This window comes from Microbacterium marinum (genome assembly GCF_014204835.1).
GTDB lineage: Bacteria > Actinomycetota > Actinomycetes > Actinomycetales > Microbacteriaceae > Microbacterium > Microbacterium marinum.
The window spans coordinates 917,301-930,109 of the sequence record NZ_JACHMD010000001.1 but is presented as its reverse complement, the minus strand read 5'-3'; the positions used below and the strand labels follow the sequence as shown (position 1 = coordinate 930,109).

Genomic DNA, 12,809 nt, shown 5'->3' with positions numbered 1-12,809 from the left:
ATCGCCTGACGATCCCCCAAGCATCGATCGGGCAGATGAGAAGATCCTCACCTGCCCGACCGCGACGTGCTCAGGCGATCCGGGTCCCGGGCGGCAGCGCTCGGGCGGGTGTCCGGGTCCGGGCTCCCGCCCACGCCAGGAGCGCCGCGGTGAGCGCGATCTGAAGCCCGAGGCCGACGAACCAGCTCGGGGTCGAGCCCGCCACGACCTCCTCCCCGGTGGGGTAGTCCTCTTCGACGTACGGCTCGCACTCGCTCCAGCTCGTCTCGAGGTCGGGCGCGTTCTGCAGCGAGCGGAGGCCCACCTTCGCGTACCCGAAGAGATCGAGCGGCTGACCATCACGGTCGAAGTCGACGGGCGTCGCGTCGGCGAGGATGACGAAGGGGTTGGGTGCGAGCATCCACCAGACGGTGTCGTAGCGCGGAATGCGGTACGAGTCGCTCTGCCACTCCTCGCAGACCATGTCCTCGGGGTCGTTGTAGCAGGAGTCGACGCCGTCGACGCACTCGGGCTCACCCGACACGGGATCGTAGACCGCCGACTGGTACCGGCTCACCTGCTCGGAGGTGATGCTCGCCCCCACCAGGCCGAAGCCCACGAAGGTGCCGATCGCGAGCGCCGCGACGACGAGGTAGGTGGTCGCGACCGAGAAGAGCGGACGGGCGAGGATGCCGCTGAACGCGGTCCCGAGCCCGGCGACGACCCCGGTCTCCACGATCAGGACGAGTGCCGAGACGAGCACCGTGAACGGGTTCACCCCGCCCGCGAGGGAGGCGATGAGAAGGAACGGGATCGCGACGACGGCGAACGCCAACCCGGTGATCCAGGCGGCCAGGAACTTACCGAGGAGGATCTCGGCCGTGGTCGCCTGGGTGACCTGGACGGGCGCCAGGGTCGCGGCATCCCGGTCGCCGTTGATGGTGTTGCCGCTGAGCGTCGGGGAGACGAGGACGACGAGCAGCAGCGTGATGAACACGACCGTCGAGTAGACACCGGGGCCGGATGCCTCCTGCCCGGAGAAGGCAAGGAAGGCGAGCACTGTCGCGCCGAGCAGGAAGAGCGCGAAGACGCCGAGCAGGACGTACCAGGACACCGTCCGGATGCGCTGGGTCAGGTCGAGCTGTGCGACCGTCCAGAGACGCGTGAGGCTCATCGGGCACCTCCTTCGAGGTCGAGGAAGGTGTGTTCGAGCAGGCCCGTCGCCGCCGAGAACTCCGCGACGGGGAGTCCCCCGCCGATCAGCGCGGCGAGGCCGCGCGCGGCATCCGCGTCGGTCGCGAACGACACGAGCAGATCACGCCGGTCGATCGGCAGGGTCGCGACGTCGAGGTCGAGCGCCTGCGCGACCGGGAGCGCAGCGGCGGTCGCGTCGCGGTCGGCGAGGCGGATGCGCCATGTCCGCGCCCGATTCGCGGCCTGCGCCACCCGGTCGGCACGAACCGTCTCTCCGCGCAGGAGGAAGACGGCGTCGTCCACGACCTCTTCGAGCTCGGAGAGGATGTGGCTGGAGATCAGGACGGTCCGTCCTTCGGCGGCGAGTCGGCGCAGGAGGACCCGCAGGTCGATGCGCGCCTGCGGATCGAGGCCCGACGCCGGCTCGTCCAAGAGCAGCACCTTCGGATCGTGGACCAGCGCGCGGGCGAGCCCGAGCCGCTGCTTCTGACCCCGGGACAGCACCTTCGCCGGCGCGTCCGCGAGATCCTCGAGACCGACGGTGCCCAGCAGCACGGCGGCGCGCTCCCCCGCCGTCGCCTTCGTCAGACCCGAGAGGCGGCCGGTCATCACGATCGTCTCGCGCGCGGTCAGCGACGGCCACGCGCCGAGGCTGTCCGGCATCCACCCCAGCAGGGCGCGTGCCGCAGCAGGCTCCGCGATGGGATCGACGTCGGCGATGCGGATCGTGCCGGCGTCGGGAGCCAGCAGCGAGGCCAGCATCAGCAGCAGCGTGGTCTTGCCCGACCCGTTGGGTCCGACGAGCCCGGTGACGGCACCCTCAGGTGCCTGGAATGTGACGTCGCGGACGGCGTGGACCTGTCCGAAGGATCGCCGCACCCCCTCCGCGACGATGCCCGATGTTGTCATGACGCTCACCCTAGGGGGCGAGCGCGACCACCCGCGGAACGTCGTGGCGAACGCGCAGGTTGGCGACACCTGCCACCAGCAGCAGCACCGCCGCGAGGACGGGTGTCCACAGCGCGGCAGAGGCACCGGCCGTCTCGGCGAGGAGACCGACGAGCATGCTTCCGAACGCCTGACCCACCACGACTCCCGATCCGAGGATCGTCATCACGGTCGCCTCCCGTCCGAGCGGTGCGCGGGCGGCGGCGAGCGCGTACAGGGTCGCGAGGGTGGGGCCGATGCCGCACCCGGCGAGCGCGAGCGCCCATCCCATGGAGAGGGCGCCGGTGGCACCGGCTGCGAGGAGGGCGCCGATGACGAGGAGCACGGTGAACCCGATCCACCGCCACGGCAGGGTGAACCGGCGTGGGAAGAGCCCGACGCTCAGGGCGAGGATCGCCGATCCGATCCCCATGATCCCGTAGAGGATGCCGGTCTGCTCGGGGAACCCGCCCTCTTCGGCGAACGCGGTGAGGGAGGTGAGCATCGCACCGAAGAAGAGGCCGGTGGCGAGCGTGCCGGCCGCGGCCAGCACGATGCCCGGACGGAACACCGCCCGGACGGGTTCTCGCGCCTGCCGGCTCTCGGCGTACGCGGCGGTGCGAGCGGTGGGGTGCAGGGCGAATCCCGCGACGAAGACAACCGTGAGGGCGGCAGCGGCGAGGACCGGCGCGGCGGGATCTCCGGCGATCGCGATGACCCCGACGAGCACGGGGCCGAACACGAAGACGACCTCGTCGACCGCGGACTCGTAGCCCATCACCGACTCCTGGACGCGGTCGCGGTCGGTCACGCGGAGGCGGCCCACGGCGGCGACCATGCGGGCGCGCGACATCGGCGAGACCTGCGGTGCGGTCGCACCGGCGAGCGCCGAGACGGCGAGGAGGAGTCCGTCGGGGGTGTCACCGTAGGCGACGACGACGAGGGCGACGAGGACGCTCGCCTGCACGACGGTCGCGAGCAGGAGGACGGGGCGCTGTCCGTAGCGGTCGGCGGCGGCGCCGATGAGCGGCCCGGTGGCGATGGTCCCGAGACCCACCATCGCCGAGGTGAGTCCGCCGACAGCGAGCGAACCGCGTGCGTCGACCACCATGGTGAGCACGCCGACGACGATCATCGCGTACGGAAGCCTCGCGATCAGAGCGATCGCGAAGTACCAGACTCCGACCGCGCGCACGAGCGCGGTCATCGAGTGGCGTGACATGGGACCTCCGGAGAGAAGGGGCGTCGTGCCGCCTTGACTCGCATCGGGGATCAGGTAGTTACACGGGGTGCGGGAGGCACCGTTGATTACTCTACCGCGGCATCCTCCGCACCTCCCGGGAGGACCGTCAGCGACGGAAGAAGTCGACGCCGAGGTCGGGGTGATCGACGAAGACGCCGTCGAGCGCGGCATCGGCGATAGCCGTCCACTCCGCCTCCCAGTCGCCGAACGCCGCTTTGTCGCGCCCCCGCCGGAACGGGCGCGCGAGGAAGGCGTTCTCGGGGCGGCACGTCCACGTGTAGACCTCGAGCCCGCGCTCCTGGGCGGCCGCGACCACCGGCGAGGTGCCGGCGACCCGTCCGCCCTTCTCCGCGAGCACGATCTTCTTGTCGAGGCTGATCCCGTCCACCTCGGCCGCGAGACGGTCGAGGCCGACCGGGGTGAGCTGAGCGGCGTAGGTCGGCGACGTCGCTCCGTGGCGGGCGGCGAGGTCGAAGGGGCGGCCCGCCGCCTCGAGGAGATAGACGAAGCGGGCCCGGATGCCGCGGTCTCGGAGCTGCGTCAGTGCGGTCTGCTCGAACGATTCCACGATGAGGGGAAGCTGGCCGGCATCCCACCCCGCCGCGGCCAGCTCGGCGGCCAGCAGAGAGGCGACGTCGTATCCGATTCCGCCGAAGTACGTGGCGTGCTTGATCTCGAGGACCACGCCGATCTCGCGCCCCTGATCGAGACCCGCGCGCCGGACGAGATCCAGCAGGTCGGAGAACCGGAGGATCGGCTGGGTGTCGTCGAAGGAGGCACTGCGGGGGCGCAGCTGCGGCAAGCGCTCGCGGCAGCGGAGCGTTGCCAGTTCGTTCCAGGTGAAGTCCTCGGTGAACCAGCCGGTGAGGTCGCGCCCGTCGATCGTCTTGGTCGTGCGGCGATCTGCGAACTCGGGACGGGCGGCGACATCGGTCGTTGTGCTGATCTCGTTCTCGTGGCGCACGACGGCGACGCCGTCGGCGGTGAACACGACGTCGGGCTCGACTGCGTCGACGCCCATCTCGAGCGCGAGGTCGTAGGACGAGCGGCTGTGCTCGGGGCGGTAGCCGGGAGCACCCCGGTGGCCGATCACGAGCGGGCTGCGACGGGGCATACGACCAGGCTACCCAGGCAGATGCGGCCCGTTCATAGGGGTCTCACAGGGCGAGGCCCCACCCCCGGAAATCCGGTCCGATACGCTGGATCGACAGCATCGCGCTGTGCCTCGATCTTTGGAGTGAGACACATCATGGCAGCGTCCGGCAATTTCGCCTTCAACAATCCGGTGTTCCAGGAGGATCAGCGCCGTCCCGGCCTGACCCCACCGGCCCAGCAGACCGCGTACTCGACGGCCTCGCACCAGGCTGCCGACGTCGCGGCGAACGCGCAGCTGGAGGGCATGTACGCCGCTCCTGCTGCGGGCTCGTCGCAGACCGGCCGCATGACCGTCGAGGACACCGTCGTCAAGACGGCAGGCCTGTTCGGCATCCTTCTCGTCACGGCCCTCGTGGGCTGGTTCTGGACCCTCGGCGGCACGCTCGACGCGACCGCGCCCAACGGTCTCACGATCATGCCGTGGATCATCGGCGCGCTCGTCGGCTTCGTCCTCGCACTCGTGATCAGCTTCACCTCGCGCAAGAAGGTCCGCCCCGCGCTCATCTGGGCGTACGCCGCAGCGGAAGGCCTCTTCGTCGGCGGCATCTCGGCCTACTTCGAGGTGATGTGGCCCGGCATCGTCCTACAGGCGACGATCGCGACCCTCGCCGTGGTCGGCGTCACGCTGGCCCTCTTCGCGAACGGCAAGGTGCGTGTCAGCAAGCGCGCGAACAAGATCTTCCTCATCGCCATGGTCAGCTACCTGGTGTTCGGCCTCATCAACCTCGTCCTCATGTGGACGGGCGTGACGCAGGGCGCCTTCGGCCTCTACTCGGCGAAGGTCTTCGGCATTCCCCTGGGTCTGATTATCGGCGTGCTGGTCGTCCTCATGGCGGCGTACTCGCTCGTGCAGGACTTCGACCTCGTCCAGCAGGGCGCCCGCAATGGGGCTCCCCGCGCGTTCGCCTGGGTTGGCGCCTTCGGCATCATGGTGACCGTCGTCTGGCTGTACGTCGAGATCCTGCGCATGATCGCGATCCTGCGCGGCAGCGACTGACCTCGTTCGCCGTTCACGAAGGCCGTCCGGTTCGCCGGGCGGCCTTCGTCGTTCGCGGGAGTCTGACCGGCGTCCGGTCAGCCGACCGTCCGCCGGTGGACGGTCACTGCACCGGCACCCGCAGCGTCGCGACCGTCCCGTCGGGGTCTCCCGCGTCGAGGGTGACCGCGCCGCCGTACGCTTCGGCGAGGGATGCCGCGATGGACAGGCCGATGCCCGTCCCCGGGACCGCGTGGTCACGCGCATACGGGGTCCGGTAGAACCGGTCGAAGGCCTGCAGCCGCTCCCCCGCGCTCATCCCGACCCCGCGATCGACGACCGAGATCACGGCATCCGTGCCGTCGGCGCGCGCCGAGACGACGACCGCCGGCCCGCCTTCCGGGGTGAATTCGACCGCGTTGCGCACAAGCTCCTCGACGATCGAGAAGAGATCGCGGACGGCGATCTGCGCAGACAGGTCGGGCAGCGTCTCCACGACGATCTGGATGCCGCGCTCCTCCGCCCGAGCGGTCACTTCGCGCACCGCGTGCTTGACAACAGCCCCGACGTGGGCGACGCCCGACCGCGATTCGACGTCGAGCGAGGAATGACCGGCGGCGATCAGGCGCTCGACGAGGCGGAGCAGTCGCTCGGCCGAACGCTCCACGGCGGTCCAGCGGTCCTGGTCGCCGTCCTCGCGCATGAGTGCGATGTCGGCGTGGCCGAGGATCACCGTCAGCGGGGTCCGGAACTCATGACCGACGGTGCTGAGGAACCGATCGCGCACCTCGACCGCGTGAATGAGGTCGGTGACGTCCTGCGCGACGGCGACGATGCCGATCTCCTCGCCGTCGTGGATGACCGGACGGACGATGAGCTGCAGAACCCGCCGCGGATCCTCCCCGAACTGGAGAACGCGCGGGGCGGCGAACACACCGGCGCGTACCGCGTCGACGAAGTCGGGACCGATCCGCATCGGGGTGACGCCGTCGGCGGCGAAGACAGCACGCAGCGGTGTCTCCTGCGCAAGTGCCCCGATGTCGGCGCGACCGGTGATCTCCGCCGCCATGGCGTTGAGGAGCACCGGGTGACCCTCGGTGTCGTACACGGCGACGGCATCGTCGGTGGTGTCGAGGAGCGCCTGCAGCACGGCCCCGTCGCGGCCGGAGGACTGAAGCGCGTGGGAGAGCCTGCTGGAGACGCTGTCCGCGTGCGAGCGCACGCTGGTGAGGTCGCGGGCGATGATCCTGATGGTCAGGGCGATGAGTGCCATCGTGAGTGGGAGCGCCCCGAGTGCGACCCAGTCGGCCAGGGTCTTCTCCCCGTCCGTGCGCATGAGCGTGGTCAGCGGCAGGAGCACGGTGAGCACGACACCTGTCACGACCGTGCCGATCTGGAACGCGAAGGCGAGCCAGCCCAGCGGGAAGATGACCAGGAGCCCCGCGGTCGGGAGCACGTCGAACCCGGCGTCGCGGATCGGGATGCACGCGACGATGTCGACGAGCGGGATGACGGCCAGCCACCCGGTGTTCTTCGTAGGTCGGACGCGCCAGATGAACGCCATGAACACGGCGTTGAGAAGGATCACCCCGGCCCCGATCATGACGAGAGGGGTCAGTCTCGACAGGTCGATGACGGCGAGGGTGCCGAGGATCATCAGCGTCGAGAACGCGAGGAGGAACTGGGCGAACGGCTGCGTGCGGGGTCGCTTGAGCACACGCGCCTCCTCACCTCGGGTGGTGTCGGACGCCTCACCGTCCTTGGCCGCCACTCTCGCCGCCCGGACACCGGCGTGTCAAGCATCCACCGGAATGCACCCGCCCGGTGCACACGCACGGCGCCCCTTCGAGATCGTGACACTGTGCTTCGCGCGCTGAGCTGCTGCTTCAGGTGGCACGACACGCCGCTACGCGCCTGCCGAACCGACGAGAACTGCCACCTGAACGGGCGCACGACCCACCCAGAACGACGGATGCCGCGCCCACAAGGGCCGCGGCATCCGTCAAACAGGGAGCGTCACTCCCACTCGATGGTCCCCGGGGGCTTGCTCGTCACGTCGAGGACGACGCGGTTGACGTCGCGCACCTCGTTGGTGATGCGGTTGCTGATCTTCGACAGCACGTCGTAGGGCAGGCGCGTCCAGTCGGCGGTCATCGCGTCCTCCGAGGACACCGGACGCAGCACGATCGGGTGTCCGTAGGTGCGGCCGTCACCCTGCACGCCCACCGAGCGGACGTCGGCGAGGAGGACGACGGGGCACTGCCAGATCTCGCCGTCGAGGCCCGCCTTCGTCAGCTCCGCGCGGGCGATGGCGTCGGCGTCACGCAGGATCTCGAGACGGTCAGCGGTGACCTCACCCACGATGCGGATTCCGAGGCCGGGCCCCGGAAAGGGCTGCCGCCCGACGATCGCCTCGGGCAGGCCGAGCTCGCGTCCGATCGCGCGGACCTCGTCCTTGAAGAGGGCCCGCAGCGGCTCGACGAGCTCGAACTGCAGGTCCTCGGGCAGACCGCCGACGTTGTGGTGGCTCTTGATGTTCGCGGTCCCCGTGCCGCCGCCGGACTCGACCACGTCGGGGTACAGCGTGCCTTGGACGAGGAACCCGATCGGGTCGCCTTCGGCCGCGGCTTCGGCGATGAGGTCCTGCTGCACCTTCTCGAAGGCGCGGATGAACTCGCGGCCGATGATCTTGCGCTTCTGCTCGGGGTCGCTGACGCCGGCGAGCGCGTTCAGGAACGTCTCGCGCGCGTCGACTGTGATGAGACGGACGCCGGTGGATGCCACGTAGTCGTTCTCGACCTGTTCGCGCTCGCCCTTGCGAAGGAGGCCGTGGTCGATGAACACGGCGGTGAGCTGGTCGCCGACGGCCTTGTGGACGAGCGCCGTAGAGACGGCGGAGTCGACGCCGCCCGAGAGCGCCGAGATCACACGACCGGTGCCGATCTGCGCGCGGATCTTCTCGACCTGCTCGGCGATGACGTTGTCGCTGTTCCAGTCCGAGGCGAGTCCGGCCGCCTTGTGCAGGAAGTTTTCGAGCACGTGCTGGCCGTGGTCGGAGTGCTTGACCTCGGGATGCCACTGCACGCCATAGAACTTGCGGACGTCGTCCGCGAACGCGGCGACCGGGGTCGCGGCCGTGCGGGCGAGCACCTCGAAGCCGGCCGGAGCCGCCGAGACCTGGTCGCCGTGGCTCATCCAGACGTTCTGCTCGACGGGCTGGTCGCCGAGGAGCACGTTGTCGGTGACGATGGTGGCATCCGTCGCACCGTATTCGCGCAGGCCCGTGTTCGCGACCTCGCCACCGAGGGTCTTGGCCATGAACTGGAAGCCGTAGCAGATGCCGAGGGTCGGCACGCCGAGGTCGAAGACGCCCGCGTCGAGCTGAGGCGCACCCTCCTCGTATACCGACGACGGTCCGCCGGAGAGGATGATGCCGACCGGGTTCCGCTCGGCGATCTCGGCGGCGGTGGCGGTGTGCGGCACGAGCTCGCTGTACACACCCGCCTCACGCACGCGGCGGGCGATCAGCTGGGCGTACTGGGCGCCGAAGTCGACGACCAGGACGGGACGCTGCGAGGTTTCGGTCTGCTCAGTCACCGGGTCTCCGTGGGGGTGGGGGCGGGGAGGGATGCCGCGGTCTCTTCACGCGTGGCGAGGTAGGCCTTCACCTCACGGGCGACGCGGATCTCCATGAAGAAGGACAGGAGCGGCACGACGCCGCCGAGGGCGAGGAGGATGAAGCGCGGGAAGCCCCAGCGCATCAGGCTCCACAGGCGGAAGCACGCGAAGAGGTACACGACGTAGAACCAGCCGTGGATGATGAGGATCGCGAGTGAGATGTTCACGCCGTCGCCGAGCGAGGTCATCTCGCACGCGTTCGTGGCGGGGAGGAACAGCGACCACCATTCGCAGTCCGCGCCGGCGATGACGCCCGCGAACCAGAGGAACCCGCCCGATCCCCCGGCGAACAGCTCGAGGTGCAGCGGGGTGTACTTGAGGATCATCTCCGCCAGGAGCAGCAGCAGGCCGACTCCGGTGATGACCGACGCGATCTGGTAGAACTTCAGGGCGCCGCGGATCGCCGGGAAAGAGGCGAGTTTGGGCTGGACGGGCATGGCTTCCAGTCTACGGGCGCGCGGGCTCGGGCTCGTCGCCGCCGGTCAGCTCCTCGACCTCTTTCTCCCACGCGTCTCGGGTCAGCCGATACCACATGTAGACGGCGAAGCCGGCGAACACCGCCCATTCGATCGCGTAGAAGATGTTCAGCCAGTTCACCGACGACAGCTCGCTCGGCGCCGGCGAGTGGATCTCCCCCAGCCCGCCGAGCGGCTCCGACGAGGTCAGGTACGGCCGGTAGACGTCGATCCCAGCGGCATCCGTCCACCCGGACAGCAGCGCGGGCGGGGACATGCGTGTGAGCTCCTGCGGGTCGCCATCTGACGGCGGCGGCAGCGCCCCCTCGTCGGAGATCAGGCGCCCGGTGAGCGTGACGTCCTGCGGTGCCTCTTGATCGAGAGCGGATGCCGCGGCGTCCGCCTCCGCACGCGAGCCCGTGAAACCGACGGCCACAGCCAGCGACGTCGGATCGGTGACGCCCGCCGTCGATGGGTCGACGCGGAACTGCCCCGCGACCCAGAACCCCGGCTCCTCCTGGTCGAAGCGGGACGAGATGACCCGGAAGTCGCCGGGGACGAACGACCCGGTGACCTCGACCTGCTGGCCGACGAGCGGCTCGGCCAGGTAGTCGCCGGGAGCCACCACCTCACCGAGCGGCCGCAGCTCTTCGGTCATCCCCGCCGGTGGCGGGTCGGTGTCGATGGCGTTGCCGAGCTGCCACTGACCGAGCCACGCGAAGATGCCCGCGACCGCCAGCGCCACGGCGAGCATGCCGATCCAGAAGGGTCGGAGCATCACCTCCCGCAGCGTCGGGGGGAAGACGTCGGGGACGCCGTCGACGAGGCGGGGCTGGGTCATCAGCGAGACGAGGCGTACGGCGCGACGACGACCTCGACGCGCTGGAACTCCTTGAGGTCGGAGTACCCGGTCGTGGCCATCGACTTGCGGAGCGCGCCGATCAGGTTCGCGGTGCCGTCGGCGACCGGGGCCGGCCCGTAGAGGATCTCCTCGAGCGGAGCGACCTGGCCCGTCTCGACGCGGGTGCCTCGCGGGAGCTTCGGGTGGTGCGCCTCGGGTCCCCAGTGGAAACCGCGGCCGGGAGCGTCGGTCGCGCGAGCGAGCGCGACGCCGAGCATGACGGCATCCGCCCCCATGGCGAGCGCCTTGACCATGTCACCCGAGGTGCCCACTCCGCCGTCGGCGATGACGTGGACGTACCGGCCGCCCGACTCGTCAAGGTAGTCGCGACGCGCACCGGCGACGTCGGCGACGGCGGTCGCCATCGGGGCGTGGAGACCGAGGGTGGCGCGGGTGGTGGATGCCGCTCCCCCGCCGAACCCGACGAGGACACCCGCCGCGCCCGTGCGCATGAGGTGGAGCGCCGCGGTGTACGTGGAGGCGCCGCCCACGATGACGGGGACATCGAGGTCGTAGATGAACTTCTTGAGGTTCAGCGGCTCGGTCTCGCTCGAGACGTGCTCGGCCGAGACGGTCGTGCCGCGGATGACGAAGAGGTCGACGCCGGCGGCGACGACGGTCTCGTAGAGGTCCTGCGTGCGCTGCGGTGTGAGGGCGCCCGCCACGGTGACACCGGCGGCGCGGACCTCGGCGAGACGGTCGCGCACGAGCTCCGGCTTGATCGGTGCGGAGTACAGCTCCTGCATGCGACGGGTCGCGCCGTCGTGGGGCAGGGCGGCGATCTCGGCGAGGAGGGGCTCGGGGTCGTCGTAGCGGGTCCAGAGGCCCTCGAGGTCGAGCACGCCGAGGCCGCCGAGCTGGCCGAGCATGATGGCGGTGCGCGGACTCATGACCGAGTCCATCGGGGCGCCGAGCACCGGGATGCCGAAGCTGTACGCGTCGATCGTCCACGCCGTCGAGACATCCTCGGGGTTGCGCGTGCGCCGGGAGGGCACGACCGCGATGTCGTCGAACGTGTAGGCCCGGCGGGCGCGCTTGGCGCGACCGAGCTCGATTTCCATGCTCACGCCCCCAGCCTACCGGTGGGCTCCCGCGCCGCGCCCGGGGGTCCCGCGCGACGGGCACGGCGTGCCGCGTGGCGGGCACCGGCGTGCCGGAGGTGATCGGCGCCCGGGAGGGCCGCTGCGCGGCATCCATCCTCCCGAGCGCAGTTCTCCTCCCCTCAGCAGGCGGCCGCCGCGACGACGACTTCTCCACGGGCGCCGTTCGCGCGGAAGACACCCCAATGTGCCGGGAGCGACGCCGCCCGCCGCCCGGCGGGCGCGACCCTCGGGGAATGGACGAACGCACCCTCTGCCTCGAGATTCGTCGCCGCGGTGGTGTTGCGCGCACCACGAGTCTCATCGACGCCGGAGCGAGCCGCCATCGGATCGAAGCCGCCGTGCGGCGCGGGCTCGCGGTGCGCCTCCGCCGCGGATGGGTGGCCGTCCCCGACGCTGACCCCGATGTCGTCGCCGCGGCACGCGCGGGCGTCGTCCTCACGTGTGTCACGGCGGCCGAGCGACACGGGCTGTGGGTGATGCGCGACGACTCGCGGCATGTCGCAGCACCCGCGCACGCGGGCCACGTCGCGGTCTCGGGTGCCGTCGTCCATTGGGCGGCGCCGCCCACGCCGCGTCACCCCGACGCGCTCGTTGATTCGGTGGAGAACACGCTCGTCGCCGTCGCGCGCTGCCAGCCTCGCGAACTCGCGCTCGCAGTGTGGGAATCGGCGCTCCGGCTCGGCAAGACCGATCGCGAGCTCATGAGCTCCCTTGCGCTGCCTCCCTCCGCCCGCGAGGTGTGCGAGGCGGCATCCCTCTTCTCGGACTCCGGACTCGAAACGCTCCTCCCGCGCCGACTCCGCTGGTTGCGGATGTCGATGCGGCAACAGGTCTGGTTGCTCGGGCGCCCCGTCGACCTGTTGATCGGTGATCGACTCGTCATCCAGATCGACGGCGGCCATCATGTCGGTGCGCAGCGTGCCGCGGACATCGAGCATGACGCGCGTCTGATGCTGCACGGGTACCACGTCATCCGGGTCACCTACGCGCAGGTGATGGAGATGTGGCCGTCGGTGCAAGACCTCATCACCGGCGCGATCGCGAGAGGACTCCACCGCGCTCGCTGAGCGGGCACGGCCAGCGTTCAGGCGCGGCCAGCGCCCGGGCGGCACCCGGGAGGAGATCTGCACTCGGGAGGGCCGATTTCGCCACACGACCCTCCCGGGCGCGGATCACCTCCGCGGGGCAGGCCGCGACG

General features: G+C 70.4%; 11 protein-coding genes. 2 read left to right on the top strand and 9 right to left on the bottom strand.

Annotation, left to right across the window (positions count from 1 at the left end; translation table 11 throughout):
- Nucleotides 1-70: 70 nt before the first annotated feature.
- From BKA24_RS04525 to BKA24_RS04510, 4 genes are all read right to left on the bottom strand, one after another.
- A complete protein-coding gene (locus BKA24_RS04525) occupies nt 71-1,153 on the bottom strand; it encodes an ABC transporter permease (RefSeq protein ID WP_184215585.1) in 1,083 nt (360 codons plus the stop codon).
- Nucleotides 1,150-2,082, bottom strand: coding sequence for an ABC transporter ATP-binding protein (locus BKA24_RS04520; protein WP_184215582.1), 933 nt, complete (start codon nt 2,080-2,082; stop codon nt 1,150-1,152). Before BKA24_RS04520 ends, BKA24_RS04525 begins: the two co-directional genes overlap by 4 nt.
- A 10-nt stretch (nt 2,083-2,092) precedes the next feature.
- Nucleotides 2,093-3,322, bottom strand: coding sequence for an MFS transporter (locus BKA24_RS04515; protein ID WP_184215580.1), 1,230 nt, complete (start codon nt 3,320-3,322; stop codon nt 2,093-2,095).
- 127 nt (nt 3,323-3,449) lie between these two features.
- Nucleotides 3,450-4,457 carry a glycerophosphodiester phosphodiesterase family protein gene (locus BKA24_RS04510; protein WP_184215578.1) on the bottom strand — a complete coding sequence of 336 codons (1,008 nt, stop codon included), beginning with the start codon at nt 4,455-4,457 and terminating at the stop codon, nt 3,450-3,452.
- Between the two features lie 135 nt (nt 4,458-4,592).
- Here BKA24_RS04510 and BKA24_RS04505 point away from each other — a divergent pair, with 135 nt between their 5' ends.
- A complete protein-coding gene (locus tag BKA24_RS04505) occupies nt 4,593-5,495 on the top strand; it encodes a Bax inhibitor-1/YccA family protein (RefSeq protein WP_184215576.1) in 903 nt (300 codons plus the stop codon).
- Nucleotides 5,496-5,598: 103 nt separating this feature from the next.
- Here the strand turns inward: BKA24_RS04505 and BKA24_RS04500 are convergent, their stop codons facing one another.
- The 5 genes from BKA24_RS04500 to BKA24_RS04480 form a co-directional block, all read right to left on the bottom strand.
- Nucleotides 5,599-7,191, bottom strand: coding sequence for an ATP-binding protein (locus BKA24_RS04500; protein ID WP_184215574.1), 1,593 nt, complete (start codon nt 7,189-7,191; stop codon nt 5,599-5,601).
- A 299-nt stretch (nt 7,192-7,490) separates the two neighbouring features.
- Nucleotides 7,491-9,071 carry a glutamine-hydrolyzing GMP synthase gene (gene guaA / locus BKA24_RS04495; protein WP_184215572.1) on the bottom strand — a complete coding sequence of 527 codons (1,581 nt, stop codon included), beginning with the start codon at nt 9,069-9,071 and terminating at the stop codon, nt 7,491-7,493.
- On the bottom strand, nt 9,068-9,589 hold the full coding sequence (locus tag BKA24_RS04490) for a DUF3817 domain-containing protein (protein ID WP_184215570.1): 522 nt from the start codon (nt 9,587-9,589) through the stop codon (nt 9,068-9,070). Before BKA24_RS04490 ends, guaA begins: the two co-directional genes overlap by 4 nt.
- A 10-nt stretch (nt 9,590-9,599) precedes the next feature.
- The gene (locus BKA24_RS04485) at nt 9,600-10,448 is read right to left on the bottom strand and encodes an SURF1 family protein (RefSeq protein ID WP_246367019.1); all 849 of its coding nucleotides are present in this window, start codon (nt 10,446-10,448) and stop codon (nt 9,600-9,602) included.
- The gene (locus BKA24_RS04480; RefSeq protein ID WP_184220424.1) at nt 10,448-11,569 is read right to left on the bottom strand and encodes a GuaB3 family IMP dehydrogenase-related protein; all 1,122 of its coding nucleotides are present in this window, start codon (nt 11,567-11,569) and stop codon (nt 10,448-10,450) included. The genes BKA24_RS04485 and BKA24_RS04480 overlap by 1 nt, the downstream gene beginning before the upstream one ends.
- Before the next feature lie 275 nt (nt 11,570-11,844).
- On the opposite strand from BKA24_RS04480, the gene BKA24_RS04475 reads away from it, so the two are divergent.
- The gene (locus BKA24_RS04475) at nt 11,845-12,678 is read left to right on the top strand and encodes a type IV toxin-antitoxin system AbiEi family antitoxin domain-containing protein (RefSeq protein WP_184215568.1); all 834 of its coding nucleotides are present in this window, start codon (nt 11,845-11,847) and stop codon (nt 12,676-12,678) included.
- Nucleotides 12,679-12,809 lie beyond the last annotated feature (131 nt).

Coding starts and splice junctions, on each gene's coding strand:
- BKA24_RS04505 (WP_184215576.1), top strand. CDS start 4,593: ATGGCAGCGTCCGGCAATTTCGCCTTCAACAATCCGGTGTTCCAGGAG.
- BKA24_RS04510 (WP_184215578.1), bottom strand. CDS start 4,457: ATGCCCCGTCGCAGCCCGCTCGTGATCGGCCACCGGGGTGCTCCCGGC.
- BKA24_RS04480 (WP_184220424.1), bottom strand. CDS start 11,569: ATGGAAATCGAGCTCGGTCGCGCCAAGCGCGCCCGCCGGGCCTACACG.
- BKA24_RS04515 (WP_184215580.1), bottom strand. CDS start 3,322: ATGTCACGCCACTCGATGACCGCGCTCGTGCGCGCGGTCGGAGTCTGG.
- BKA24_RS04475 (WP_184215568.1), top strand. CDS start 11,845: ATGGACGAACGCACCCTCTGCCTCGAGATTCGTCGCCGCGGTGGTGTT.
- BKA24_RS04490 (WP_184215570.1), bottom strand. CDS start 9,589: ATGCCCGTCCAGCCCAAACTCGCCTCTTTCCCGGCGATCCGCGGCGCC.
- BKA24_RS04525 (WP_184215585.1), bottom strand. CDS start 1,153: ATGAGCCTCACGCGTCTCTGGACGGTCGCACAGCTCGACCTGACCCAG.
- BKA24_RS04485 (WP_246367019.1), bottom strand. CDS start 10,448: ATGACCCAGCCCCGCCTCGTCGACGGCGTCCCCGACGTCTTCCCCCCG.
- BKA24_RS04520 (WP_184215582.1), bottom strand. CDS start 2,082: ATGACAACATCGGGCATCGTCGCGGAGGGGGTGCGGCGATCCTTCGGA.